Annotated in this window: 22 protein-coding genes; 12 read left to right on the top strand and 10 right to left on the bottom strand. The window is 70.9% G+C overall.

From position 1 onward, the window contains the following. Nucleotides 1-135: 135 nt before the first annotated feature. From K3N28_RS04620 to K3N28_RS04600, 5 genes are all read left to right on the top strand, one after another. The gene (locus K3N28_RS04620; RefSeq protein WP_374209699.1) at nucleotides 136-1,035 is read left to right on the top strand and encodes a metal ABC transporter permease; all 900 of its coding nucleotides are present in this window, start codon (nucleotides 136-138) and stop codon (nucleotides 1,033-1,035) included. Nucleotides 1,036-1,097: 62 nt separating this feature from the next. Next, complete coding sequence (locus K3N28_RS04615; protein WP_228091293.1) at nucleotides 1,098-1,415, top strand: helix-turn-helix transcriptional regulator; 318 nt, start codon at nucleotides 1,098-1,100, stop codon at nucleotides 1,413-1,415. Between the two features lie 26 nt (nucleotides 1,416-1,441). After that, nucleotides 1,442-1,825, top strand: a complete 384-nt coding sequence (locus tag K3N28_RS04610; protein WP_228091390.1) for a Fur family transcriptional regulator — start codon at nucleotides 1,442-1,444, stop codon at nucleotides 1,823-1,825. A gap of 10 nt (nucleotides 1,826-1,835) precedes the next feature. Then, nucleotides 1,836-2,207, top strand: coding sequence for an antibiotic biosynthesis monooxygenase (locus tag K3N28_RS04605; protein ID WP_228091292.1), 372 nt, complete (start codon nucleotides 1,836-1,838; stop codon nucleotides 2,205-2,207). After that, a complete protein-coding gene (locus tag K3N28_RS04600) occupies nucleotides 2,204-3,262 on the top strand; it encodes a hypothetical protein (RefSeq protein WP_228091291.1) in 1,059 nt (352 codons plus the stop codon). The genes K3N28_RS04605 and K3N28_RS04600 overlap by 4 nt, the downstream gene beginning before the upstream one ends. Here the strand turns inward: K3N28_RS04600 and K3N28_RS04595 are convergent. Continuing rightward, the gene (locus K3N28_RS04595; RefSeq protein ID WP_228091290.1) at nucleotides 3,256-4,143 is read right to left on the bottom strand and encodes a hypothetical protein; all 888 of its coding nucleotides are present in this window, start codon (nucleotides 4,141-4,143) and stop codon (nucleotides 3,256-3,258) included. The two genes, K3N28_RS04600 and K3N28_RS04595, sit on opposite strands and share 7 nt — an antisense overlap. A 278-nt stretch (nucleotides 4,144-4,421) precedes the next feature. On the opposite strand from K3N28_RS04595, the gene K3N28_RS04590 reads away from it, so the two are divergent. From K3N28_RS04590 to K3N28_RS04580, 3 genes are all read left to right on the top strand, one after another. Next, nucleotides 4,422-6,293, top strand: coding sequence for an HSP90 family protein (locus K3N28_RS04590; protein WP_228091289.1), 1,872 nt, complete (start codon nucleotides 4,422-4,424; stop codon nucleotides 6,291-6,293). An 85-nt stretch (nucleotides 6,294-6,378) separates the two neighbouring features. Beyond that, complete coding sequence (locus tag K3N28_RS04585; protein ID WP_228091288.1) at nucleotides 6,379-9,480, top strand: tetratricopeptide repeat protein; 3,102 nt, start codon at nucleotides 6,379-6,381, stop codon at nucleotides 9,478-9,480. Nucleotides 9,481-9,744: 264 nt separating this feature from the next. Then, entirely contained in the window at nucleotides 9,745-11,121 is a 1,377-nt protein-coding gene (locus K3N28_RS04580; protein ID WP_228091287.1) for a glycine--tRNA ligase, read from the top strand. A 52-nt stretch (nucleotides 11,122-11,173) separates the two neighbouring features. Here the strand turns inward: K3N28_RS04580 and K3N28_RS04575 are convergent, their stop codons facing one another. Continuing rightward, nucleotides 11,174-12,052, bottom strand: coding sequence for a hypothetical protein (locus tag K3N28_RS04575; protein WP_228091286.1), 879 nt, complete (start codon nucleotides 12,050-12,052; stop codon nucleotides 11,174-11,176). Between the two features lie 207 nt (nucleotides 12,053-12,259). On the opposite strand from K3N28_RS04575, the gene K3N28_RS04570 reads away from it, so the two are divergent. Next, nucleotides 12,260-13,471, top strand: coding sequence for a hypothetical protein (locus K3N28_RS04570; protein WP_228091285.1), 1,212 nt, complete (start codon nucleotides 12,260-12,262; stop codon nucleotides 13,469-13,471). Between the two features lie 72 nt (nucleotides 13,472-13,543). Here the strand turns inward: K3N28_RS04570 and K3N28_RS04565 are convergent, their stop codons facing one another. From K3N28_RS04565 to rpmB, 4 genes are all read right to left on the bottom strand, one after another. Then, complete coding sequence (locus tag K3N28_RS04565; RefSeq protein ID WP_228091284.1) at nucleotides 13,544-13,744, bottom strand: hypothetical protein; 201 nt, start codon at nucleotides 13,742-13,744, stop codon at nucleotides 13,544-13,546. Between the two features lie 187 nt (nucleotides 13,745-13,931). Beyond that, nucleotides 13,932-14,237 (bottom strand): 30S ribosomal protein S14, encoded by a 306-nt coding sequence (gene rpsN, locus K3N28_RS04560; protein ID WP_228091283.1) that lies wholly within the window; start codon nucleotides 14,235-14,237, stop codon nucleotides 13,932-13,934. Between the two features lie 2 nt (nucleotides 14,238-14,239). Beyond that, nucleotides 14,240-14,410 (bottom strand): 50S ribosomal protein L33, encoded by a 171-nt coding sequence (gene rpmG / locus K3N28_RS04555; protein WP_228091282.1) that lies wholly within the window; start codon nucleotides 14,408-14,410, stop codon nucleotides 14,240-14,242. A gap of 154 nt (nucleotides 14,411-14,564) precedes the next feature. Further along, a complete protein-coding gene (gene rpmB / locus K3N28_RS04550; RefSeq protein WP_228091281.1) occupies nucleotides 14,565-14,801 on the bottom strand; it encodes a 50S ribosomal protein L28 in 237 nt (78 codons plus the stop codon). 71 nt (nucleotides 14,802-14,872) lie between these two features. On the opposite strand from rpmB, the gene K3N28_RS04545 reads away from it, so the two are divergent. Both K3N28_RS04545 and K3N28_RS04540 read left to right on the top strand, forming a co-directional pair. Beyond that, on the top strand, nucleotides 14,873-16,144 hold the full coding sequence (locus K3N28_RS04545; protein ID WP_228091280.1) for a GTP-binding protein: 1,272 nt from the start codon (nucleotides 14,873-14,875) through the stop codon (nucleotides 16,142-16,144). After that, nucleotides 16,141-16,392 (top strand): type B 50S ribosomal protein L31, encoded by a 252-nt coding sequence (locus K3N28_RS04540; RefSeq protein ID WP_228091279.1) that lies wholly within the window; start codon nucleotides 16,141-16,143, stop codon nucleotides 16,390-16,392. Before K3N28_RS04545 ends, K3N28_RS04540 begins: the two co-directional genes overlap by 4 nt. Before the next feature lie 353 nt (nucleotides 16,393-16,745). Here K3N28_RS04540 and dusB read toward each other — a convergent pair whose 3' ends face one another. The 3 genes from dusB to K3N28_RS04525 all read right to left on the bottom strand — a co-directional run bounded on the left by dusB (nucleotide 16,746) and on the right by K3N28_RS04525 (nucleotide 22,651). Continuing rightward, nucleotides 16,746-17,909: a tRNA dihydrouridine synthase DusB gene (dusB, locus tag K3N28_RS04535; protein WP_228091278.1), complete on the bottom strand. Its 1,164-nt coding sequence runs from the start codon at nucleotides 17,907-17,909 to the stop codon at nucleotides 16,746-16,748. Between the two features lie 60 nt (nucleotides 17,910-17,969). Next, complete coding sequence (locus K3N28_RS04530; protein ID WP_228091277.1) at nucleotides 17,970-19,250, bottom strand: hemolysin family protein; 1,281 nt, start codon at nucleotides 19,248-19,250, stop codon at nucleotides 17,970-17,972. 407 nt (nucleotides 19,251-19,657) lie between these two features. After that, on the bottom strand, nucleotides 19,658-22,651 hold the full coding sequence (locus K3N28_RS04525) for a hypothetical protein (protein WP_228091276.1): 2,994 nt from the start codon (nucleotides 22,649-22,651) through the stop codon (nucleotides 19,658-19,660). 620 nt (nucleotides 22,652-23,271) lie between these two features. Here K3N28_RS04525 and dnaG point away from each other — a divergent pair. Continuing rightward, nucleotides 23,272-25,134, top strand: a complete 1,863-nt coding sequence (gene dnaG / locus K3N28_RS04520) for a DNA primase (protein ID WP_228091275.1) — start codon at nucleotides 23,272-23,274, stop codon at nucleotides 25,132-25,134. A gap of 180 nt (nucleotides 25,135-25,314) precedes the next feature. Here dnaG and K3N28_RS04515 read toward each other — a convergent pair whose 3' ends face one another. Continuing rightward, entirely contained in the window at nucleotides 25,315-26,358 is a 1,044-nt protein-coding gene (locus K3N28_RS04515; RefSeq protein ID WP_374209651.1) for a fatty acid desaturase, read from the bottom strand. Between the last annotated feature and the right edge of the window lie 156 nt (nucleotides 26,359-26,514).

The following is a 26,514-nucleotide window of genomic DNA, read 5'->3' as shown; positions in this document are numbered from 1 at the left end:
CTCCCGAGGCCGGCGACTCCTCCGGCGGCGAACCGCCTCCGCGGCCGCCGAGCCGTCGACTCCCGCCCACCCCGACCCCCGGAGCGGCAAGTGAACCTCGACCTGTCGATCCTCGACTACTTCCAGTACGAGTTCATGCAGCGCGCCCTCATCAGCGCGCTCGTCGTCGGCCTCTGCGCGCCCGCCGTCGGCGTCTTCCTCGTCCAGAAGCGCCTCGCCCTCATCGGCGACGGCCTCGGCCACATCGCCCTCACCGGCGTCGCCATCGGCTTCATCACCGGCGCGGCTCCCATGTGGACGACCCTCGCCGTCACCGTGGCCGCCTCCATCGTCATGGAACTGCTCCGCAGCCACTCCAAGACCTCCGGCGACGTCGCCCTCGCCATGATGTTCTACGGCGGCATCGCCGGCGGCGTCTACCTCACCGGCATCGCCTCCGACAAAGGCGTCGCCAACCTCCAGCAGTACCTCTTCGGCTCGCTCCTGACCGCTGGATGGGCAGAGGTCTGGACCATCGCGATCGGCGGCGCGCTCGTCGCCGCCCTCATGCTCGTCCTCCGGCCCTGGCTCGCCGCCATCTGCGCCGACGAGCAGTACGCGCGCGTCTCGGGCCTGCCCGTCGCCGCGCTCAACCTGCTGCTCCTCATCACCACCGCCGTCACCGTCTCGGTCTCCATGCGCGCGGTCGGCCTCCTGCTCGTGAGCGCCCTCCTCGTCATCCCGGTCGTCACCGTCCAGCAGTTCACCCGCTCGTTCAAAGCCACCATGTTCAGCGCGATGGCCGCCGGCCTCCTCATCGCCGGCACGGGCGTCTTCGCCTCCGCCGCCAAGGACGTCCCGCCCGGCTCCACGATCGTCCTCATCGGCGTCGCCGTCTTCGTCGCCACCGCGCTCGCCGCCGCGCTCGTCCGCGGCCTGCGCCGCACCGGACGCGGCCACCTCCCGCCTGAAGGCGAGCCGCTCGAAGTCGAACTCCCCGGTTCCCGGCCGTCCGGCGGCCGTCCCGACGGCCCGCAGCCGTCCCCGAGCGCATGATCCGAACGGGACCCGCGGCACCTGAACCCGCAGATGGAACCGAGACGCGATATTTTTGCGGGGTGCGGACCGAGACCGAGCTAGCCGAAGAGTCCACCCCAGCCGACTATGAAGCGGCGGGGGAGCTCCTGCGCGCCCTCGCCGCACCCCTGCGCATCGCCATCGTCATGGAACTGGCCGAGGGACCGAAGTACGTGCACCAGATCGTGGAGACCCTCCGCGTCACCCAGCCCCTGGTCTCACAGCATTTGCGGGTCCTGCGGGGAGCGGGTATCGTGCGCGGCACCAGGTCGGGGCGCGAGATCTCCTACTCGCTCATCGACGACCACATCGCCCACATCGTCACCGACGCCGTCCACCACGCCCGAGAGGAACGCTAGTGGCCTCGAAGCCTCCCGCCGAGAACATGGCCCGGTCCACCAAGCAGCGGACCGCGATCCTCGAACTGCTCGAGCACGACGACGCCTTCCGCAGCGCCCAGGACCTCCACGCCATCCTCCGCGACGCCGGGTCCAAGATCGGCCTCACCACCGTCTACCGCACCCTCCAGGCCTTCGCGGAGGCCGAGATCGTCGACGTCATGCGCCTGCCCGGCGGCGACCACCTCTACCGCCTCTGCTCGGCCGAGGAACACCACCACCACCTGGTGTGCCGCTCGTGCGGCAAGACCGTCGAGGTCGCCGGGCCCACCGTCGAACGCTGGGCCAACAAGGTCGCCGCCGACCACGGGTTCACCGACGTCGGACACACGCTCGAACTCCACGGCCTGTGCGCCGACTGCGCCAAGTAGGGTTGGGACCGTGCTGGTTCTATATCGTTTCGCCGTAAGCGAAGGCGAGACGGAGACCTTCGCCCGCGACGCCGAGGGCGCGCTGGCGGCGCTCGCCTCCTGCGAGGGCTACCTGCGCGGCGGCCTCGGCCGCGCCATCGACGACTTCGGCGCCGAGGCCGCGACCTGGATGCTCTGGACCGAGTGGAACGGCGTCGGGTCCTATCGCCGGGCCCTGTCGAACTTCCAGGTGAAGATGGCCACGCCGCTCCTGTCCCGCGCCCTCCCCGAGGCCTCCGGCTTCGAGGTCCTCGCCGAGTGCGAGCCCGGCGGCGAGCCGCGGCGCACCGGCTCCGACCGCACCCCGGACCCCGACGAAGCCCGCCGGGAGGCCTCCCGATGACCGATCGGCCGAATCCTCAGGAACCGCAACGCGGCCCGTCCGAGCCCGTGCCGATCGACCCCGATCCGGGCCGGTCCGCGCCGCGCGAGCCGGCTCCCGACGAACCGACGCCGAACCGGTCAGCGGCGGCGCCGCCCGCGACGGGCGGCCGTGCACCGAGCGAAGGCGCACTGAGCGAGCCCGCGCCGATCGCGACCGACCGGCCCGCCCGGAACGAACCCGCCTCCGGCGAACCGGTGCCGATCGAGACCGCGACGAACGAACCGATTCCGCTCGGGTCCCCGCAGGCCGACTCCCCGCAGCCGTCCTCGACCGCCGGGCCCCCGCCCGAGCCGGAGTCGTCGCCGCATCGGGCGCCGGTCGAGGCCGAGCCGCACACGTCCGTCGAAGCGGTCGCCGACCCCGCCGCCCCCGCCCAGATCGCGCCCGACCCCGGGGCGCCCCCGATCCCGCTCGAACCCGAGCCGTCCATGCCCGAACCGGTCGCGCCCGACGCCGAAGCCCCTGCCTCGGTCTCACCCGGGACCGCCGAGACGCTCGCGCTGCCGCCGACCACCAAGGAGGTCGAGCCGCCTCCCGCGCCCTCGGCCCCGCCGCAGCCCACCGGCACCCGAGTCCCGTTCGCGGTCCCGCCTTCCGAGCGCTCCCGGAACTTCGGCCTGAAACTGGGGCTCGGCATCGGCGGCGGCGCGCTCTTGCTCATCGGCATCGTCGTCGCGGTGATCGCCGCGTTCGTCGTCTTCGCGAACTCGGTCGCCGACAAGGTCGAGGCCACCGCCGAGGAGTTCATCGGCGCGATCGCCGAGGAGGACTGGGACCAGGCCTACGCGATGCTCTGCGAGGACTACCGGGACCGCCCCGTCGAGGAGTACCTCGCCGAGTGGGAGTCCTGGGACGCCGAGGGCGCCGAAGTCCAGCCGATGAGCACCAGCGACACGGCGGTCACGGTCGAATTCGACGACGGCACCGCCATCGACCTGAGCATCGAGATCGAGCAGTCCTCCGAGACGCTCGACACGAGGGTCTGCGGCTGGCGGTCCTCGACGGGTCAGTAAGGCCCGTACGGCTGCTGCCGCGGCGCCTGATTCCCCTGTTGAGGTCCGCCGTACGGGCCGGACTGCGGGCCCGGCCCTCCTTGCGGCGCGGGACCGTGCCGGGGAGGCGGCCCGCCTTGCTGCGGCGGCTGGTACTGCTGGTACTGCTGCTGGACCTGGGGCTGTCCCATGGGGACCATCATGGGGATCGGACCGGAAGGCTTCACGGGCGTCCAGGCCCTGACCCCGGGCACCAGCGTGAAGACGAAGACCGCGAGCGCGGCGGTCAGGAACGCGGTGTCGGCGGCCAGATACCAGCCGTAGGGCTCCGGTCCTGAGAACAGCGGCATCCCGGTGACGGCGAACAACTCGTTGTAGACGTCGATGGAGCGGTACAACGCGTATCCGCCGGTGACGATCGCCGGGATCGACCAGACGAGTCCGAAGATCCGACCGAATGCCGCGCCTTTGAGCAGGGCGGGAATCGTGATCACCGCGCAGACGAGGACCACCGCGTAGGCGGCGACCCACGCCCCGGGCTGTGGGAACGTGCCGCTGAAGAGCTCGCCGACCAGCGTGTACGACTCGGGGTTCCGAGAACCGTTCTCCCGGGCCCACTCGAGGTAGCCGAGGATGTCCTCGATGTACAGCCAGATCTGCCAGGCGGCCACGGCCGCGAGGAGGCCGAGTGCGATCGCGGCGATGGCGACCGCGCGGGGGCGCGCCGCAGGCCGCTGCGGTTCGGCCGCCCCGCCTGCGGCCATGCCGCCCATCGGCCGCTGCAGCGGGCCGTACGCGCCGCCCGGGCCCGCCGTCTGCGGCCGGGGGGACCCCGGCGGAGGCGGCGGCACCGGCCGGTACTGGAGGTGCATGCGGTCCGGGGGCGGGGGCGGCATGGTCATGGGGCGAGGTCCTCGGGACTGGGGATGCGGTAGCGGTCACCTTACCGGACGGTGCCCGTCCCGGTGGGGCCCGTTGAGCCGGTACGGGCCGGCTCGCGCGGATTCGACGGCTTTCGCGCGGTTTACTCCGACTCCGGGCGTGTGCGAGCGGACACGGAAGGGCCCCAAGGGCTTCGCGTCCTCGTTCGCACTGAGGAGCCTTTTCACGCGTTCCCGGGATGCGGCGGTTTGCTAGTCTGACTGCTGCTGAAGGACCTCCGAGCGAAGCAGGACGCGCCGTGGCTGAGACAACGCCCACTTCCCATACCTTCCAGGTGGATCTGCGCGGCCTGGTGGACCTCTTGTCGCACCACCTGTACTCCTCGCCGAAGGTCTACGTCCGTGAGCTGCTGCAGAACGCCGTGGACGCCGTCACGGCCCGCCGCCTCGTCGACCCGGGCTTCGACGCCGCGGCCCCCTGCGAGGTCCGGATCGTCGCGGACGGCAAGCGGCTGCGCATCACCGACCCCGGCGTGGGTCTCACGCTCGAAGAGGTCCACAAACTGCTCGCGACGATCGGCGGCTCCTCCAAACGGGACGAGGAGATCGAGGGCGCCCGCCGGGACTTCCTCGGCCAGTTCGGCATCGGCCTGCTCGCGTGCTTCACGGTCGCCTCGGTCATCACGGTGACCTCGCGTTCGGCGAAGGACCCCGCGGCCCCGGTGGTCCGCTGGGCCGCCCGCGACGACGGCTCCTACACCGTCACGGAAGCGCCGACCGCCGAGCACCCCGAGCCGGGCACCACCGTGGAACTCGTGGCCCGTCCCGGCGAGGACTGGTTGCAGCCCAAGCGGGTCGTCGACCTCGCCCGCGAGTACGGCTCGCTCCTGCCGATCGGCATCACGGTCTCTGACGGCGGCGAGCCCGTCCAGATCACCGACACGCCGCCGCCGTGGGAACGGGCGCACCCGACGCCGACCGCGCGCCGCCTCGCTCTGAACGAGTACTGCGAGTCCGTGATGGGCTTCCCGCCGCTCGACGTCGTCGACCTGGACGTGCCGCTCGCCGGCATCAAGGGCGTCGCGTTCGTCCTCCCGCACGCGACCTCGCCCTCGGCCCGTCCCGCGCATCGCGTGCACCTCAAGCGCATGCTGCTGACCGACACCGCCGACAACCTGGTCCCCGAGTGGGCCTTCTTCGTGCGCTGCGTGGTCGACACGGACTCCCTGCGCCCCACGGCCTCCCGCGAGTCCCTCTACGACGACGAGGCCCTCGCGGTCGCCCGGGACGCGATCGGCGCGCAGATCCGCGAGTGGATCGCACGCCTGGCCGCCGAGGACCCGACCCGTCTCGAGTCCTTCCTCGCCGTGCACGAGCTCGGCGTCAAGGCCCTCGCGCGCCACGACGCCGACCTGCTCGCGGCCATGCTGCCGTGGCTGCGCTTCGAGACCACCGCCGGCCACACCAACCTCCTCGACTTCGCCCGCGCCTACCAGCCGATCTACCTGGCGTCCACCGTGGACGAGTACCGGCAGGTCGCCCAGATCGCCTCCGCCCAGGGCATCGGCGTCGTCAACGGCGGCTACACCTACGACGCGGAACTCGTGCAGGCGCTGCCGCGCCTGGACCCGCAGACCAAGGTCGAGTCGCTCCAGCCCGGCGTCATCTCCGCGAGCCTCGACCCCCTCGACGCCCGCTCCGAACTCGCGCTCCAGGGCTTCCTGAACGCCGCCCGCGCCCGCCTCGACACCGTCGACGTGGACGTCGTGCTCCGCGAGTTCAACCCCGTCTCGGTGCCCGCGCTCCTGCTCGACGACCGCGATGCCCGCCGCGAGCGCCAGCGCGCCGAGGCCGAGGCCCAGGCCGACGACCTGTGGGGCGGGATCCTCGCCTCGATCAAGCGGCACGCCCCGCGCGCCCAGCTGGTCCTCAACCACCGCAACCCCACCGTCCGCCGTGTCAGCGCCATCGGCGATCCCGAGCTCGCGGGCACCGCGGTCGAGTCCCTCTACGGGCAGGCGCTCCTCATGAGCCACCGGCCGCTGCGCAGCGCCGACACCGCGCTGCTCAACCGGTCCTTCATGAACCTGCTCGGACACGTCACGCAGACCCCCAGCGCCCCCGAGGGCCCCCATAGCCCTCGACGGGAGCACGACGAACGGGAGGAATGAGCCGCTCAGCGTCGCCCCGCCCGTCCCCGGCTCACTCCTCGACCAAGGGACCGCGCTCACTCCTCACAGGACAGTAAGGACCGGTATGGCCACTCCCGACCCCGACGAGATCTGGCGACTGCTCAACGAGGCCCGCTTCGAAGAGGCCAGCGAAGCGAAGGTCGCGGCCCTGGAGCGCGCGGTCGAGGCCGCCGACGCCGTCGGCGACCCCGAGCTCACCAACTACGCGCTCAACGGACTGGTCAACGCGTACGAGTTCTCCCGCGACTCGACCCGGCTCCTCGTGCCCTTCGCGAGGCTCCTGCGCAACTTCGACTCCCAGCCCGAGCACTTCGACGCCTACCTGACCCGGTCCCTGTACTGGACGTTCAAGTGGATCGTCGACAAGATGATCGAGCAGCCCGACGTCCCCCTCGAATCCATCGAGCACTGGCTCCAGGAGATGCGCCGCCGCTACGCCGAGGCCGGCTACTCGATGCACGCCCCCGCCGCGTACGAGATGCAGCTGGCCTACCACGTCGGCGACTACGACCGGGTCGCCGCCGCCATCGAGGCCCTCGGCGAAGCCGAAGAGGACGAGATGTCCGACTGCACCGCCTGCCAGTACACCTCCCTCGCCACCATCGTCTTCTACGCCGAAGAGGACTCCGCCGACGCCGCCATGGAGATGCTCGAACCGGTCCTCTCCGGCGAGTACACGTGCGCCCACGAACCCCACTACGGGCTCGCGCTCTCCCTCCTGCCGCTCGTCGAACTCGGCCGCACCGACCAGGCCCGCGCCAATCACCTGCGCGGCTACCAGATGTGCAAGGGCAAGGAGGACATGATCGGCATGATCACCCTCCACGTCGAGTTCTGCGCCCTCACCGGCAACGAGCACCGCGCCGTCGAGATCCTCGCCGACCACGCCCGCTTCTACGACCTCGACCTCGGCGTGCGCGACCGCCAGCGCCTCATGGAGGTCACCGTCCTCACCTGCCGCCGCCTCAAGGCCCTCGGCTTCACCGACAACGCGATGCCCGGCCCCTCGGGCGCCGACTGGACCGCCGAGACCCTCCACGACTGGGCCGAGGCCGAACGCCAGGCGATCTGCGCCCGCTTCGACGCCCGCAACGGCAACGACCACCACTCGGCCATGTCCGAATGCGTCATCGACTCCACCCCCTACGAGCAGCCGGTCCACCTGGGCCTCAAGGAACTCAAACCGAAGCGGCCCGACGAGCCGCCCGTGCCCGGCCCCGTGCGGGGACCGGACCTGGACGCCGCGATCGACGCCGCGTACGCCGCCTTCGACGACTGCTCGCCCGACACCTGGAAGGCCTGGCTGAAGGTCGGCGCGCTCGCCGACGCGCTCGGCATCGAGCTCATCGCCGAGCACCGCGCCGAGATCGCCCACGCCGAGTCCGCCCAAGCCGACGACCCCGAGCAGATCGTCGCGGGCCTGCGCCGCGCCGTCGAGCTCTTCAACGTCGCCGGGCAGCCCGGCCGGGCCCTCGTCGCCGAGGCGTTCCTGCTCATCCACAGCGCCGAGGCCGAGTTCGCGGAGACCCGCGAGGGGGCCGCGCGCATCGTGGCCGCCGCCCGGGCCCTGCGCGCCGAGCAGCGCATCGACGACCGCAGCTACCACACCTGCCAGGTCCTCGCCATGCGCGCCGAATACCTCGCCGCGAGCACTGCCGGGACCCTCTTCGCAAGTCCGACCGGCCCAAGCGGCCCCGACGACGCAAGCGGTTCCCGCAACCCCAGCGACCCGAGCAGCCCGAGCGGGTTCGGCGACGAGGAGGAGGCCGGCGACCTCAGCGTTCCGAGCGGTCCCCACAGCCTGGACGGTTCAGGCGGCCCGGCCGGTGCCGGCCGTCCGGACCTCCCCGCCGACCCGCAGACCTTCGCCGCCGACCTCGGCGAACGCGTCCGCGCCCTGGAAGCCGAGCTCGCGGACTGCGCCGGGCAGCGCTACGCCCTCATCCGCCGCTGCGACCTCATCGACCTGCGCGCCCGCCTCGAACCCGACCCCGCCGCCAAGACCGCCCTGCTCAACGCCGGGCTCGACGTCGCCCGCACCTCCGGCGCCGGGTGGGCCATCGCCCGCGCCAGCGCCGACCTCGCCGACCAAGTGGGCCTCACCGGCGACTTCGACCGCGCCCTCGCCATCACCCGCGAAGGCCTCGCCGCCCTCGGCGACGAGCCCTCCCACACCATCGCCGCGAAGCTCCACCTCCAGGCCGCCGAGTTCACCATGCGCGCCGCCGACCACCCCGCGACCTACGAGCACGCCCTCGCCGCCTCCATCCACTGCGACGCCGCCGGCATGACCGTGCCCGCCGCCGTCGCCCGGCACCTCATGGGCGTGGCGCTCGTCGAGCAGGACCGCCGCGCCGAAGCCGTCCCGCTCCTGGAGGCCGCCCTCGAAGACCTCCCCGACCAGGAGCTGTGGCGGGTCTGCAACGTCCGCTTCAACCTCGCCGAGTGCTACGACCGCCAAGGCGACGCCCGCCAAGGCGTCGAACACGGGCTCGCCGCCCTCGCGCTCATGGAGGCCGCGGACGAGGACCACCTCGTCACCCTCTACGCCGACACGCTGTTCCTCACCGGGGAGCTCTTGGAGAAGCTCGGCGAGCACGAGCACGCCCTGGAGGTCTACACCCGGGCCGTCGAGGCCGCCGACGCCCTCGGCGACCTCACCTCCTGGACCCGCGTCAGCCGCGCCCGCGCCTGGCTGCTGCGCACCATCATGGGCGACAACGCCTTCGGCGACGGACTCCAGACCATGGCGCAGATCGCCGCGCGACTCCACGCCGTGCGCGCCGACCCGCAAGCGCCCCAAGGGCTCCGCGAGGCCGCCCGCTTCGAGCTCGGTGAGACCTACCGCCAGCACGCCCTGCTGACCTACCAGTTCCTGGAGAGCCAGGCCGGCGAAGCGGGCCTGCGCCGCGACGAGGCCGAACCGGTGCTCGACCTGCAGCGCCGGGCGCTGGTGGTGTTCCGCGAGGGCACGCTGCTGCTGGAACGCGCGAGCCTGACCGCGCACCAGACCATGTGGCTCCTGTCGGAACTCGGCGACACGCAGGGCGCGATCGAGATCGGGGAGGACGCCCTGACCTGGCTCGCCGCCCCCGAGCACACCGAGGCCAGGGAGGGTTTCGAACAGCACCTCGCCGACCTCAGGCAGAGCGCCGCGGAGTCCTGACCGGGCCGGCTCGCCCCCCTCGCACCGGCCCCGCGGAAGGTTGACCGGCGCGACTCGCGAAGCGGGGCGGCAACGGTGCGACCTGTATCGCGAGGTACGCTTGCTGACTGGCGGACCCGCACTTCGCGTGCATCCCGAGCGTCGATTCGGCACTGAAACCGGGTCGACCGGGAGTCCGCCGGTCTGGACGATCTGTTCAGAGGATCTCAACCGAGAACGTATCCGCAGTCTCACCGACCGCCAGCCGGATCGAGAGGAATCATCGTGTCCCAAGACCGCACCGAAGCGCTCATCAGCCTGTCCAAACGTCGTGGCTTCGTCTTCCCCAGTTCGGAGATCTACGGAGGCACCCGCTCGGCTTGGGACTACGGTCCGCTCGGTGTGGAGCTGAAGGAGAACATCCGCCGCGAATGGTGGAACGCGATGGTGCGCGAACGCGACGACGTCGTCGGCCTCGACTCCGCCGTGGTCCTCAACCCCCAGGTGTGGGTCGCCAGCGGCCACCTGGAGGAGTTCACCGACCCGCTCACCGAGTGCCAGTCCTGCCACAAGCGCTTCCGCGCGGACCACCTCATCGAGGCCTACCAGGAGAAGCACGACGGCCGCGAGCCCGAGGGCGGCCTCGCCGACCTCACGTGCCCGCACTGCGGCGCCCGCGGCTCCTTCACCGAGCCGCGCATGTTCAACGGCATGATGAAGACCTTCCTCGGCGCCACCGAGGACTCCGAGAACACGCACTACCTGCGTCCGGAGACCGCCCAGGGCATCTTCGTCAACTTCACCAACGTGATGACCGCGTCGCGGCGCAAGCCCCCGTTCGGCATCGCGCAGACCGGCAAGTCCTTCCGCAACGAGATCACGCCGGGCAACTTCATCTTCCGCACCCGCGAGTTCGAGCAGATGGAGATGGAGTTCTTCGTCGAGCCGGGCACCGACGAGGAATGGCACGAGTACTGGCTCCAGACCCGCTGGGACTGGTACGTCGACCTGGGCCTGAAGGAGACGAACCTGCGCCGCTACGAGCACCCGAAGGAGAAGCTCTCCCACTACTCGAAGCGCACCGTCGACATCGAGTACCGCTTCAACTTCGCCGGCAGCGAGTTCGGCGAGCTCGAGGGCATCGCCAACCGCACCGACTTCGACCTGTCGACCCACTCCAAGCACTCGGGCGCCGACCTGTCGTACTTCGACCAGGCCAAGGGCGAGCGCTGGACCCCGTACGTCATCGAGCCCGCGGCGGGCCTCACCCGCTCGGTCCTGGCCTTCCTGCTGGAGGCCTACGACGTCGACGAGGCCCCGAACACCAAGGGCGGCGTCGACAAGCGCACCGTGCTCCGCTTCGACCCGCGACTGGCCCCCGTCAAGGCCGCGGTCCTGCCGCTCAGCCGCAACGAGGACCTCTCGCCCAAGGCGAAGGACCTGGCCGCGCAGCTGCGCAAGCGCTGGAACGTCGACTTCGACGACGCCGGCGCGATCGGCCGCCGCTACCGCCGCGCCGACGAGATCGGCACGCCGTACTGCATCACCGTCGACTTCGACACCCTCGAAGACCAGGCCGTCACCATCCGCGACCGCGACTCGATGAAGCAGGAGCGCGTCGCCATCGACCAGGTCGAGCAGTTCCTCCTGCAGCGGCTGTAACCGCCGACGGGACGACGAGACCGGGAACCGGCGTCCCCGCGCCTCGCGGACATCAGTGACTGGGGCCGATCTCGATCCGATCGAGGTCGGCCCCGTCCGGTATCCACGACGCGTGCAGGTCGAAGTGCTGGAACGACTCGCCCGCGGGCACGGCCCGGTACGCCCCGCCGATGCCGCTCTCGATCGACATCGGATCCGAAGTGGCCGGCATCCCGCCGAGCAGCCGCCCCTCGCCGTCCCGGAACAGCACCGAGAGGTGCATGTCGACCGCGGCCGCGGCGGACTCGGTCCGGAAGTGCACCCGATACCCGTCCGGACTGGTCAGCGGCTCGGTCCGCACGAACTCGACCTCGGGCAGCGGATTCGGGGCGAAGACCTCCTCGGTCTCCCATGAGACATTCGGGTAGAGCATGGTCGAATCCAGCGCCTTCAGCTGCAAGTCCTCCGGCTCGATGCCGTCCACGTCGGCGAGCACCACGTAACCGACCGCGGCGGTCGACTCGGGCGCCATGATGCCGATGTAGATGTCCTCCAGCGTGCGCGGATAGCCGCTCGCGGTCTCGGTGTGGATCGAGAGGCCGCCGGGCAGCAGCTGCGCGTCATGGGGATTGCGCACGACCGCGGCGGCGAGGATCCGCTCCCTGCCATGCGCGTCCGTGACCTTGCTGAACCCGTATTCGAGGAGCTCCAGCTCCGCCTCCTCCTCGAAGTACTCGCCTTCGTAGAGCGTGGGCGGACCGGACGGCAGCTCCTCGACCGTGACGACGTTCTCGTCGGTCCGCGGATCGTGCTCGAGGGCCACGACCAGCGCCACCGCCGCCACGGCGATCGCGACGCCGAAGGGAAGCCGCGGGAGCAGATCGGCCCGCAGGTGCGCGCGCGCCACCGCCTCCCGCACGGCGCGGGCACCGCGCCTGATCAACCGCTTCATCGCAACCGCTCTATCCCAGCGCTTCCTCGACCGCTCTATTCCAGTGTTTGTCGCAACCGTTCTTCTTCGACCGTTCTACCTCGGCCGCCTGCCTCCGAGCTTGCCGCAACCGCCGCATCGAGGGCGTTCGAAGGCCGGCCGGGAACGCTACACTTTGCACAGCAGGGCTTTCCCAACCACGGTAGCAGTCGAGCGACGGGAGCGAAGGTGTCCGATGCCGCCTCGCCGCAGCCCTGGGAGCAGGCCCCTGCGATCGACCTCGGCGCCGTCGAAGGGCCCGTAGCGGACCGGATCCCCGAACCCTCGCCCCCGCGCCGGTACCGGTACGTCCCCAACATCGCCCTCGCCTATGCCGCGGTCGCCATCGCGCTGGTCGCCGCGGCCGTCACGGCGGTGAAATGGTCCCCGCTCCACCGGCCCGTCGCCGAGGCCGCGGTCCTCTCGTTCCTGGAAGCCGTCCGCGACGGCGACGTGCAGGAAGCGCTCTCGCACACGAACCAGGCCGACATCGCCGATCCCGAGCCCGAATCCGATTCCGACGAGGGCCCGGCCTGGGGCGCCACCCGCGCCGACTACCTGGTGCCCGAGGCCCTCGACCCGCGCTGGGAGATCGTCACCGTCGCTCAGGTCGGCTTCCAGCACAGCGTGCAGGAAGGCCGGGCCGTGGCGCAGGTCTACGCCGAGATCGAGGCCTACGACGGGACCCGCGTCGGCCACCGGTACCACGTCGCGGTCGAGCGCGGGAAGGCCGAGCTGGAAGGGGCGATCCCCATAGCCGAGGCCTGGGGCGCCTTCGAGTACCTCGACATGAACGGCGTCCGACTCGACATGAACCCGGACGCGGGCTTCGCGCACGTCTACCTCCTGCCCGGGCTCTACGAGTTCTACCCGGACCTGCCGCCCACGGTCGGCATCGACGACCCCGCCGGGATGCTGGTGCTGGGCGACGCGTTCCTCCCGCTCGGCGGCGAGGTCCCCGAAGAGTGGATGCCGGCGCCCTGGCCGTCGGTGACCGAGGAGGGCGCGAACGCCGTGGAGGCCGCCCTCCGGGATCACTACGACGCCTGCGCCGCGGACCCTTCCCGCGAAGGGTGCCCGTTCGCCTTCCCCGAGGACCCCGAGCGCGAACTCGCTCTGGCGCCGGGCGCGGTCTGGGAGGTCACCGTCTACCCGCAGGTGTCGGCCGAACAGCTCTGGTACGAGTACGGCCTGGGCTACCGCCTGCAGACGGCCGTGCCGGGGGAGGCGCAGGTGTCGGCGCGGATCGTCGAAGACGGGCAGGAGCGCACCGCGATGGTGAGCTGCCCGATCTGGGTCGACGGCCTCTACGCGAGACTGGACGCCGAAGGCGGCGCGTCGGTCGGCGACGACGGCGAGGCGGCCGCGGAGCGGTGCCGCTCGGTGATCGAGGTCGACTGAAGCCCGCTTCGGCGGAGGAGCGCCGTGGTCGCGCGATACGGCGCTGCGGTGCCCCCGCTCGCCGCGAGCGGGCTATTCGCTGTGGATGACGCAGTCACAGTCGACCCATGCGCGGGCGTCGCGCTGCTCGACGTGCGTGATGGAGTAGTGGACCCGGCTCTCAGACGCCCACAGGGACGCAGGGCTGGTGGGCACATCGGTTTGCGGGACCTCGGCGGCAGGTTCGCTCGCTTCGGCCGGGGCCGTCTCCAATTGCTGGACCATCGCTGTCATGACTCCTTCATTCACTGAGTCAAACGCAGGAGCGGCTCACATGGTTCCGGACATGAGAGCAGTCTCACAGCGCACTCGCAACGCCCACGTTAGCGTCCCCCTGCGACGTTCGCATGCCGGTTTCGTGTCGTCGTATCGCAAGGGGACGGAACTCCGATGTGTCCTTTGCCCGATTCTGTGGAGGTTCCTACCAGGACGCTTTGCGCAGACCGGGCAATTCGCCGCGGTGCGCCATCGCCCTGAGTCGGACACGCGACAGTCCGAACTTTCGGTTGAAGCCGCGGGGACGCCCGTCCACGGCGTCCCGGTTCCGCAGCCTGACGGCCGAGGAGTCCCGAGGCAGCTTCTGGAGTCGCCGCACGGCCTCCGCGCGCACCTCGGGGTCCGTGTCCGGGTGGGCGACCAGCCGCTTCAGCTCGGCCCGCCGCTCCCGGTACCGGTCCACGAGGACCTCGCGCCGGTGCTGCTTGGCGATCGCGCTCTTCTTGGCCATCGTCAACGGTCCTCTCTGAATTCCACGTGCCTGCGCACGACCGGGTCGTACTTCTTGAGGACCATCCGGTCCGGGTCGTTCCGGCGGTTCTTCCGGGTCACGTACGTGAAGCCGGTGCCCGCCGTGGAGCGCAGCTTGATGACCGGCCGAATGTCGGTGCTCTTGTTCGCCATGTCAGGCCTTCCTTCCGTTCATTGCCCTTTGCCGCGGTGCGGGTCGTCGTCCCGGTCTTCCGCTCATCGCCTTCTGCTCCGGCGCGGATTCCCGTCCCGGCCTGCGGTTCATCGCCTTCGGCGGCCCCGCCGATCCTCGTCCCGGACACGGGCTTCAGACCTGCTTTCCCGCCGCCCGCATCCGCTGGACGACGGCCTCGACGCCGTCGCGGTCGATGATCTTGATCCCCTTCGCCGACACTCGGAGCCGCACGTGCCGCCCCTCGCTCGGCAGGAAGTACCGCTTGCTCTGCAGGTTGACGTTCCACCGGCGCCGGGTCTTGTGCTTCGACCACGGCACGTTGTTGCCGAAGCCGGGACCGGCGCCGGTCACGTCGCATGTTCTGGACAAGGTCGTCCTCCTCTCGTACCTTCGATGACCCTAGTATAATGACAATCGTTTTCAACTAGATCGGAGGTCTCATGTCCCAGCTCGCCCAGCCCGGTGCCACGGAGTCCGTCGCGGACCTGCGTCCCGCGCTGACCCTGCTGACCGGCTTCGCCCCCGAGGCGACACGAGAGGCCGCCGACCTGCTCGTCAAGGCCGACAAGGCCCTCATCGTCGTCGGTTACGACCTCGCCGAACTGCTCGTCAGCGGCACCGTCCGGCGCACCGTGCGCGACGGCCGCGGCCTCATCGAGGAGTCGGAACTCACGCTCGAACACGGCTGCATCTCCTGCACCGTCCGCGAAGACCTCCTCCCGGCCCTCGTCCGCCTCGCCCGGAGCCGGCCCGCGAGCGACATCGCGCTCGTGCTGCCGCCCGCCATGGAGCCCGAGACCGTCGCCGCCGCCTGCACGTGGTGCCACGTCGACGGCGCGCCCGTCACCGACGCGCTCCGCATCGACTCCGTCGTCGCCGTCTGCGACCCGGTCACCCTCCTCGAGACGCTCGACTCCGACCAGGACCTCGCCGACCGCCGCGTGCAGGCCGCCGACGACGACACCCGCTCCGTGTCCGAGGTCGCCGCCCGCCAGATCGAATATGCCGACACCGTGATCCTCTGGACTCCCGGCACCGGCGCCGACCACGCCGTCGACGGCTTCGAGCGCACTCGCCTCGCCGTCCTCCTCGAGCGCCTCAACCCCTGGGCCCGGCACCTCCTCGTCGATCTGCCCGAGCCCGTCTGGCTGTCCGCCCGGATCCGCCGCAGCGGCCGCTTCGACCCCGAAGCGCCCGAGCCCTACGGACGCGGCCTGGAGGGCTACGCCGTCGGCTGCCATGAACCCGAGCCCGACTGCGGTGTGGTGGCCTCCCTCTACCGGGCCCGCCGCCCCTTCCACCCTCAGCGCCTCCACGAGGCCCTCTCCGTCCTCACCGGCAGCACCCTGCGCGGCCGGGGCCACCTCTGGCTCGCCGGGCAGCCCGACCACATCGTGGCCTGGGAGTCCAGCGGCGGCGGCGTCTCCATGGGGGACATGGGCCGCTGGCTCGCCGCGACCCCCGACGAGGAGTGGGAGGCGTCGAGCCCTGAGCGGCGCGTCTACGCGGACCTGCATTGGGACGAGGAGTTCGGCGACCGCGAGATCCAGCTCGCGTTCGTCGGACTGCACTTCGCGGCCGACGAGATCGCGGCGGTGCTCGACGCCTGCCTTGTGACGGACGCCGAGCTCGCCGAGGGCTGGGAGGCCTGGCGGGAATACCCCGACCCCTTCGCAGGTTGTTTCGAGAGCAAGGAGAGGAACCAGGAATGAAGCAAGGCATCCACCCGAAATACGACTACGTCGTCTTCCGCGACCGCGGCGCGGACTTCGCCTTTCTCACCCGGTCGACGGTCTCATCGGCCGAGACCGTCGAATGGGAGGACGGCCGCACCTATCCGGTGATCGACGTGCAGATCTCCTCGGCCTCGCACCCGTTCTGGACCGGCAAGAGCCGCGTCCTGGACGACGAGGGCCGGGTCGCCAAGTTCTACAAGAAGTACGGCAAAGAGGCCAAGTAACGACCGGCCTCGAGACGGCGCAGCGCTGCTGGTCTCGAGGGGCGTGATGCCGCCGGCCTCGAGACGGCGCGATACTGCCGGCCTCAACGCGGCGCAGTGCCGCTTCCTGCACGGCGGCGTAGCGCCGCCGGACGCAGGCGGGCAGTCCCTTGGCGAATGAGGGCCGCCGACTAAGGGCAAGAGGGACCTCCCGGCACCGGAGGTCCCTCTTTCTCTGCCGTTCTCTGAGCTCTCTCTGCGCCTTCTCGCGGCGTTGAGAGAACCGACGCTCCCCGTCCGCCGAACGCCGCTCCCCCCGCCTTCCGGCGTCCAACCCGGGACGCGCCTCGATGGAGAGCCCGTACAGGAGCCGCTCAGCCCCCCGAGGAGTCGATCTCGGCGCCTTCGGGGACCTGGACGTCGTCGCGGTCGTCCAGCCAGCCGTCGGGCAGCGTCACCTTGCCCGGGCTGTTGGTGCGGCCCCGCGGCTTGCCGATGGTCGACTCCGGGAACGGCGCGTCGGCGTCGAGCTTCCCGAGGAGGTCCTCCAGCTCGTTCAGCGAGGACACCATCGACAGTGCCCGCCGCAGCTCGCCGCCCACCGGGAAGCCCTTCAAGTACCAGGCCACGTGCTTGCGGAACTCCTTGCAGCCGTGCTCCTCCGCCGAGATGTTCCGACGCGCCTCGTAGGACTCGGCCCCGGCGATCCACTCCACGAGCAGCTGCGCGTGCCGCAGCATGACCGTCGCGACCTCGCCCAGCGTCGGCATCCGACGTTCGGTCCCGCCGCGGAACGCGGCCTCCAGGTCGCCGAAGAGCCACGGCCGGCCCAGGCAGCCGCGGCCGACCACGACGCCGTCGCAGCCGGTCTGCTCCACCATGCGCAGCGCGTCGTCGGCCTCCCAGACGTCCCCGTTGCCGAGGACCGGGACGTCCAAGTGCTCCTTGAGGTCCGCGATGGCGTCCCAGTCGGCGGTGCCGGAGTAGCGCTCGGCGGCGGTGCGGCCGTGCAGCGCCACCCACGCGACCCCCGCGTCCTGGGCGATCCGGCCCGCTTCGAGATACGTCAGGTGGTCGTCGTCGATGCCCTTGCGCATCTTGACGGTGACCGGGAGGTCCCTCACGGCGGCCGTCTCGACCGCCGCGGTCACGATCTCGCGGAACAGCCGCCGCTTCCACGGGAGCGCCGAGCCGCCGCCGCGCCGGGTCACCTTCGGCACGGGGCAGCCGAAGTTGAGGTCGATGTGGTCGGCGAGATCCTCGTCCACGACCATCTGCACGGCCTTGCGCATCCCGACCGGGTCGACGCCGTACAGCTGGAGGCTGCGAGTCTCCTCCTCGGGATCGAACTCGATCAGCCGCATCGTCTTCGGGTTGCGCTCGGTGAGCGCCACGGTCGTGATCATCTCGCACACGTAGACACCCGCCCCCTGCTCACGGCAGAGCTTGCGGAACGGCAGATTCGTGATCCCGGCCATGGGGGCCAGGACGACGGGCGGGGAGACGGGCTTCCCCGCGAGCGAGAGCGAGTCGGTCACCGGTCCATTATTCCAGCGGACCCGCGGCACCGCCCCCACCGGTGACGCGCCGCACGGACCTCATGGCTCTGAACGCGGCGCCCGGCGGATCCCCACCGTCGTGATCGCGTGCTGCTCGACCCCGGCGACCTCGAAGTCCCAGCCCGAGACCCGCACCGTCTCGCCCGCGGCCTCCGGCAGGCGGCCGAGCCGTGCCAGCACCAGGCCCGCGACCGTCGTGTAGCCGCCTTCGGGCCGGTCGACGAGCTCGACGCCCAAGTCCTCCAAGTCGTGCATCGGGAACGTCCCCGGCACGGTCATCATGCCGTCCTCCCGGCGGACCACGCCCATCACGTCCCGGTCGGTCTCGTCGTAGATCTCGCCGACGACCTCCTCCAGCAGGTCCTCCAGCGTGACGATCCCGTCGATCCCGCCGTGCTCGTCCACGACCACCGCGAACTGCTGGCGGTCGGCCTTGAACCGGCGCAGCGCGTCCGAGACGCGCAGTGAATCGGGGAACACCACGGCCGGGCGCATGGCCGCGGTCAGGCTCGACCCATCGTCGAGGAGGTTCCGCAGGTGCACGACGCCGATCACGTCGTCCAGGCCCGTCGGTCCGGTCACGGGCGCCCTTGAGTGCCCCGACGCCGCCAACCGCGCCCGCGCCTCGGCGACCTCCATGTCGGACGGCAGTGTGAACACCGCGCGGCGCGGCACCAGCACCTCGCGCAGACGCCGGGCGTGGATCTCCAGCGTGCCCACGATGATCTCCCGCTGCTCCGCATTGAGCGCCCGCTGCCCGGACACGAGTTCCCGCAGCTCTGAGGGGCTCATCTGCTCCGGATCGGTCGCCGTGCCGCCGCCGAAGACGCGGACCACCAGGTTCGTCGAGGCGCTCAGCGCCCACACGGCCGGGCGCGCGAAGGCCGACAGGACGTCGAGCGGCTTGGCGGCCAGGAGCGCCCACCGCAGCGAGTGCTGCATGGCCAGCCGCTTGGGCGCCAGCTCGCCGAACACCAGGGTGAAGAACGTCAGCACCACCGTCACGAGGCCGACGGCCACCATGTCCGCCGCGCCGCCGAGGAAGCGCAATGCGGGCACGATCGGCTCGGCGAGGGACACCGCGGCCGTTGCCGAGGCGAGGAATCCGGCGAGGGTGATGCCGATCTGGATGGTCGCCAGGAACCGGTTCGGGTCCCGCGCGAGCCGTACCAGCGTTCCCCCGCCCTTGCCCTGCTCGCGTTCCAGCGTGCGCAACTGCCCTTCGCGCAGCGACACCAGCGCCATCTCGCTCCCCGCGAAGAGCGCGTTCAGCAGCACCAGCACGCCGACGAGCGCGAGATTGAAACCGTAACCGTCCATGACCGCCTGTGTCGCCTCTGCCTTCCATGGTTCCTGTACCGCCCTCGCAGTCCTCTGCGGCCCTGCGCCGTCTGGTACGTGCTTGCCCGCCCGGATCTCGATCGGGTCAGCACAACGTACCCGGTCGTCGACGAACGCGCGACGAGCCGTGAACCGTCCCTCATGATCGAAGCGCAGAAGACATGGGGCACAACCGAAACAGTCACAAACTCCGCTCGCGCCCACAACGGTCGGCGCGGGCCTTCGTGTCAGTCGCCCGAGCGTCCGCTTGCGGCCCAACGCCGTACGCGAAGTACGCGGAAGGCCGCCCGGCGATCGCCGGGCGGCCTTCTCTCGCTCATCGCAGGTGCAGTCTCAGCTGCTCTGACTGTTCAGCCCTGTTCAGCTGTTCCAGCTCATTGCTCCGGCTACTCCAGGTCCACGGTCACCGAGACGCCCCAGGGCTTGCCCGCGACCTCGTAGGCGCCGCCGTACGTGAAGCCGTCGCCTCCCACGGTCGCACCGCCCGGGATCGACGCCTCGCCGTCCAGGTACCCGTGCAGCCGCTGGCCCTCGTAGTCCGCGACCAGCACCACTGCGGCGGTGCCGTCGTAGCCCTTCGCGTCCAGGGCCGGGGTCTCCGAGGCGCATATCGGGTCGGTCATGCGCGAGTCCGCGAGCTCCTTGGCGATCGCGCCGCCGGAAACCCAGCTGATCTTGGCCTCGCCGCGGCTCGTCGCGATGAACGCGCCGCTCTGCGTCCCCACCACGAGGCAGGTCGGGTTCGCGCCGACCTGGGTCGCGGCGGTCTCCTTCAGCTCGCCGTCGAGTTCGTGCACCACGCCGTCGCCGGTCGCGACGGCCGAGGCGCCCTCGGTCGCGGCCACGTCGGCCACGCCGCCGTCGAAGGCGACCGCCTCGCCGGCGGTCGCGTCGAACGCGAACTCGGCGCCGTCGTAGTGCCGCGCGGCCAGGCCCTGGAACGTCGAGGCGAGGTCCACGACCGCGACCTGGCTCGCGTCCAGGTCGCCGACGATGGCGTAACCGGCGCCGGCCACGTTGTCGCGGCCGGCCCCGTCCTCGACGGTGCCGCGCTGGTCGGCGAGCGAACCGCCCGAGTCGGACCAGGCGTCGACCGAGGTCGGTGCGCTGAACGGCAGTTCGACAGTGCCGAGGATCTCGGCGGCGGCGAAGTGGCCGGGGTTCGGCAGGCCGGGGTAGGACTCCGACCAGCTCGACTGGTACGAGCCGCTCTTGTCGCCCAGGGCGATGACCACGAGCGAACCGGTCTGCGACTCGGGCGTCCAGGTGGTCACCAGCGCCAGCTCGTTGCCGTCGGTGAGGGCCACGTCGGTCGGGACCTGCCCGGCCGGGAGCTGGAGGCAGGTGCCGCCCTGCGCGCCGCTGATGCCCGCGGTGGCGATGACCCCCGAGGAGAACGCGATCACCGAGTGGGCGTTGACCTCTTCGCTCTGCTCGGGGCGGGCCAGCGCGACGGGTTCGCCGAGTTCGACGCCGAGCCCTGCGAGGCAGTCCGCGGTGGCGCCCTCTTGGAGTTCGAGTTCGGGCGCGCCGTCCTCGGTGAACTTGCCGCCTGCGCGGGGTGCGATGCCGAGGAGCGTGTCGGTGGTCTCGACGGCGGTCACGTGGTCGATTCCGGACAGGCCGGATTCGTCGGTGACGTAGCCGAGCTGGCCCTGGATGCTGCGGTCGGCCGCCCCGTCGAGCAGCGGCTCGGTGGCGACCGCGTCGCCGCTCGCCTGCGGCAGCTCTTCCGCGCTGTTCTCGCCGGCATCGCCGTAGCGCCACGAGAACCATTCGGCGGTGCCCGCGGCGGCGGCGAGTTCGGCGTAGCGCTCGGGGGTCAGGGCGTCGTCGGCGGCAGGGCTCTCGTTGGAGGTGTCGCCTTCGGAGTTCTGACCCTGCTGGCCCGGTTCCTCCGGGGGAGTGGCGCCGAGCATGATGACGATGCCGATGATCAGGCCCAGCGTGATGAGGCCGCCGATGCCGTAGATGGCGTAGCGGACGCCGACATGGGTCGGCGGGGAGACGCGGGCGTCGCGCGACTCGGGTCGGGCCGGAGCCTCGAGGGCCGCGCTCTCCTCGCCGCTGCGCTGCGCGGGCACGGCCTCGGACGGGAGCGTGTCGCCGCCGGTGACCTGCACCGACGAATCCTGGAAGGCCTGGCCCCGGTGGCCCGCTTGGTCTTGGTGTGCCGGGTCCTGGACGCCCTGCTCTTGGAAGGCCTGGTCCGCGGAGGCCGGATCCTGGAAGGCCTGGCCCGGCTGACTCTGGAACGCCTGCTGCGCCTGCTGCCCTTGCTGGGCCTGGTATCCGTGGTCGGCGAAGGGCGCTTCGCCGAACGGCTGCTCGCCGCGAGACTGGTCCTCATAGGAGGGCTGGTCGGGGAAGTAGGGGTTCTGCGGCGCCTCCGGGGACTGCTGTCCGCCGAAGTAAGGGTCCGCCTGCGCCTCGGGCTGATACGGCTGCTCGGCGGCGTAGGCGTCCGCCCCCGTGCCGTAGGCGCCGGGAGCGCCCTGCCGGCCCGCAGGGGCCTCGCCGTAGGGGTCCTGCTGCGGCGCGGGCGGGAACGGGCCGCTCTGCTGCTGGGCCTGGTACTCCTGGCGTGCCCGCTCGGCCTCGGCCTGAAGCCGATCGGCCTGGTACGGGTCCGACTGGTACAGGTCCTGGCCCCCGGCCTCGCCGCGATACTGGGCGTGGCCGTAGACGTCGGCCTCGTACGGGTCGGCGCGCAGCTCGGGGAACTCGAGGCTCCCGCCGCTCGCCTCCTGGCCGGCCTGCTGCGGCGTGTCCTGGGGCGGCGGAGCGAATGCGGTCCCGGGAGTCGGAGAACCATAAGGCGCCGAACCCGATTCAGGAGGGAACGACTGGTCGGCGGGCGTCTGCGGAGCAGATTCGGCCGGCGGCACCGGGCTCGGCCCGGGCCACGCGGCCCCGCCGTTCGTCAGGCCCCAGCCGGTCTGCGACTGCTGGGCCATCCAGTCCTGGCTCGATTTCGGCGGCCAGTCGGGGGCCTCGCCCCACTCGTTCTGCTGAGCGGGGGCCTCGTAGTTCGCGTTCGGAGCGGAGCCGGGGCCGGCGTCCGGGGTGCTCTGCGGTTGCTGGGGTCCCGGCTGCTGGGGTACGCCCGGGGTCGGGTCGCCGAAGGCGCCGCCCCATTCACTCGGGCGGGAGTCGGGGTCGAGCTCCTCGTACGGCCCGGACTGCTGTGCCGGTTCGCCGTAGACGCCACCCGTAGGCGGACGCTGAGCCCGGTCGGTCGCCGACGGCTCGTCCTCCGGCGCGGTGGACGGCAAATGGCCCACCCCGCGCGCGGTGATTCGGGGCGGATTGGTGGGTGTGGCCGCCGGTTCACTGGTGGGAGGCCAGGAGGGCGGCTGCTCGGGCGATGGGTCCGGCATGATAGGCGACTCTAGCGGATCGGACCGCGCATCCGTGAGGCGTGGTCGGGAAAGGTGCTGACGGGACACATGGTACAGCGGTTCCGGCATCGCGATCGTCTTCAGCGCCAATGCGTTCCGTGAACGGGCCTCGCGAAGAGATGTGACACGTGACATTACCGACGCTCGATGGGGAGGCCGCCTTTCGGGTTCGGCGCGGTCCGCTTTCGATCACCGGACGTGTCCGGCCGCCTGAGCGCGTTCGGAGGCGAGGTCGGGTGACGAGCGCCGATCTCGGAGTCGACCTTCTCGAGCGGAAGGCCAAGGCGAACGCATGGACCCCGGGTCCCGCCCGCATCGGCCCGTCTCGCGACACGTCCGAAGCAGCAGCCCAGATCCGCGACTCCCCACCCCCGCCGCTCCCAGTCCTGCCTCTGATGACTCTCTGCCCGTCTACCCGCCCTGGCCCCTTCTGAAGTCACAGGCCACACGAATCCGGTCACCGCTCGACCCCTGTTCCTCTCGCCCGTCCCGGCCCTGCCGAGGCCGGCCTCAGCAGCGGGCTCACACCGGGCGACGTCTGCGGGCGCGCTGTCGTACCGACCGGGCAGAATGACAGTGGCAGCGAGAAGAGGTGAACAGTGGCGGGGCGAATCCGGGACGCCGATATCCAACTGGTGCGTGAACGGGTGGATATCGCCGAGGTCATCGGCGAGCGCGTCACCCTGCGCAACGCGGGCGGCGGCAACCTCAAGGGCCTGTGCCCGTTCCACGACGAGCGCTCGCCGAGCTTCAACGTCACGCCCGCACGCGGCGTCTACCACTGCTTCGGCTGCGGCGTCGGCGGCGACGCCATCACCTTTCTCACCGAGCTCGACGGGCTCACCTTCGTGGAGGCGGTCGAACGACTCGCCGGCCGCGCCGGGCTCAAGCTCACTTACGAGGACATCGACGGCCGCCCCCAGCGCGGCCCCTCCGGCCAGCCGGGCCTCAAGCAGCGCCTGCTCGACGCCCACACCGCGGCAGCCGAGTTCTACACCGGGAAGCTCCTCTCACCCGAGGCGCTCACCGCCCGCCAGTTCCTCACCACCCGCGGTTTCGACCGCGAGGCCGCCGCCACCTTCGGTTGCGGCTATGCCCCCGACGGCTGGGACGCGCTCACGAAGCACTTGCGCGCCAAGGGCTTCACCGCTGAAGAGTTGACCACGGCCGGGCTCGCCAAGCCCTCCCGCACCGGCAGTCTCATCGACCGGTTCCGCCGCCGCCTGGTCTGGCCGATCCGCGACTCGTCCGGCTCGGTGATCGGCTTCGGCGCGCGCAAGCTCTACGACGACGACCAGGGCCCCAAGTACCTCAACACCCCCGAAACCCCCCTGTACAAGAAGTCGCAGGTTCTCTACGGGATCGACCTGGCCCGCAAGGAGATCGCGAAGACCGGCCGAGTGGTCATCGTCGAGGGCTACACCGACGTCATGGCCTGCCACCTGGCCGGCGTCCCCATGGCGGTCGCGACCTGCGGCACCGCGTTCGGGCCCGAGCACATCCGCATCCTGCGGCGGTTCCTCTTCGACTCCGAGACCGCGGACGGGCGCATCATCTTCACCTTCGACGGCGACGAGGCGGGCCAGCGGGCCGCGCTCAAGGCCTTCGACGAGGAGCAGCGGTTCGTCTCCCAGACCTACATCGCGGTCACGCCCGGCGGGCAGGACCCGTGCGAGCTGCGTCAGAGCGCCGGCGACGTGGCGGTGCGCGAGCTCATCGAGCGGCACACGCCGCTGGTCCAGTTCGCGCTCGAACGCGCGATCGCCAAGCACGACTTGGACACCGCCGAGGGCCGCCTCCACGCCACCCGCGCCATCGCGCCGCTCCTCGCCCGCGTCAAGGACCGGGGCCTGGTCGAGGAGTACCTCGGCGTCTACGCCGGGAGGCTCGGCAAGGACAAGGCCGAACTGCGCCGCGCCGTCCAGGGCGCGACCGCAGGCCGGCAACCCGAGGCCCCCGCAGGACCGAGGCGCGAGCCCCGAGCCGACTCGACCCAGCTGCGCGCTCAGCGGGAGGTCTTGAAAGTGGCCCTTCAGCAGCCCCAGATCGCCGGTCCGTACTTCGACGCGGTCGACGCCACCCCGTACACCGATCCGAACTACCGGGCGGTCCGCGAGGCCGTGGAAGCGGCCGGGGGAGCGGCGAAGGCCGCAGCGGGCGCCAACTGGATCGCCGCGGTGCAGAACGCCTGCAAGGAGATCGCGGCGAGCGCGCTGGTGAGCGAACTCGCGGTGGAGGAACTGCGCATCGCGGGCGAACCCGATCCGCTCTACGTGCGCACCATCTTGGCCCGCATCCAAAGGCCCGTGGTCGACGCAGAGGTGGCGGACTTGAAGCGCCGGCTGCAGCGGATCAACCCGAGCACCGACAAAGACGAGTACATGAAGCTCTTCGGCCAACTCATGGGCCTGGAACAACACGCCCGGTCGCTGCGAGACCAGGCCGCCAACGCCGTCGAGTAGCGGCATGCGGTTCGAGGACGAGTCCGTCTCGGAGGAGCACCGGTGCTCCATCGGCAGCGAGACGGGGTCCGGGCGCTGCTCCGTCTCGATCCCCGTCACCGCCCGCATCGTCGACTATGAGGAGTGCGAAGCCCGAAGGGCCGCCCCATTCGGGACGGCCCTTTCGGATCGGACGTGTGATCACTTCGCGGGCTGCGGGTTCCGCAGCGGTTCGCCGTGTGCGTGGAGTTCGGTCAGCGCCTCGCGCCAGGACTGGATCAGGCCCGTCGCGTGGTAGGGGATGCCCTTCTCCTTGCAGAACTCCTCGACGATCGGCTGGGCCTTCGCCAGGTGCACGGACGGCATGCCCGGGAACAGGTGGTGCTCGATCTGGTAGTTCAGGCCGCCCAGCGCGAAGTTCGTCAGCCAGCCGCCCTTCACGTTCCGCGAGGTCAGCACCTGCTTGCGCAGGAAGTCCAGCTCGGTGTCGCCGACGAAGGTCGGCATGCCCTTGTGGTTCGGCGCGAAGACCGAGCCCATGTACACGCCCCAGACGGCCTTGTGCACGAGGATGAACACCACGGCCTTGCCGGGGGAGAGGACCATGAAGATCACGGTCAGGTACGCGGCCCAGTGGAGGCCCAGGAAGAGGGCTTCGAGGCCGCGGTGCTTCAGACCCGGCTTGAGGACCGACTTGATGCCCGAGACGTTGAGGTTCAGGCCCTCGAGCGTGAGGATCGGGAAGAACAGCTGCGCCTGGTACTTGCCGAACCAGGTCGTGATGCCCTTCGCGAAGCCCGCCTGGCGCTTCGACCAGACGAACAGGCCCGGTGAGACGTCGGGGTCGAGCTCCTCGTGGTTGGGGTTGGCGTGGTGGCGGTTGTGCTTGTCGTTCCACCAGCCGTAGCCCATGCCGTTGGCGAGGTTTCCGGTGAACCAGCCGACCTTCTCGGAGGTCGAGCGGGAGCGGAACACCTGGCGGTGGGCGAGGTCGTGGCCGAGCATCGCCACTTGGGCGCTCACGAGGGCCAGGAAGCCGGCCGTGAACATCTGGAGCCAGGTGTTGCCGATGAGTACGAACGCGGTCCACGTACCGATGAACACTGCTGCCATGAGCGTGAAGCGGATCGCGTAGTACCCGGGGCGACGGCGCATCAGCCCGGCCTCGTTGATCCGACGCGAAAGGACAGCGAAGTCGCTGCCGGTCCGCGGTCGCTCGGCGGCGGGCGGTGCCTTTTCGGCCATGAGAGTCATGGATACGTCCGTTCTGTCGGGAAACTTGTCGACCTCTTAAGCCTCCCGCCTCAGCGGCGGCTTGTCGCTACTGCTGACCCGTCAATGGGGGTAGTGCTTGCCCTACCTTTTCCGCACCGCAGACCATTAATGTGAAGCAACTCCTTC

It is taken from the genome of Glycomyces sp. TRM65418, from assembly GCF_019710475.1.
Lineage (GTDB): Bacteria > Actinomycetota > Actinomycetes > Mycobacteriales > Micromonosporaceae > Glycomyces.
The sequence above is the reverse complement of the archived record's forward strand: the minus strand, read 5'-3'. Positions and strand labels throughout refer to the sequence as shown.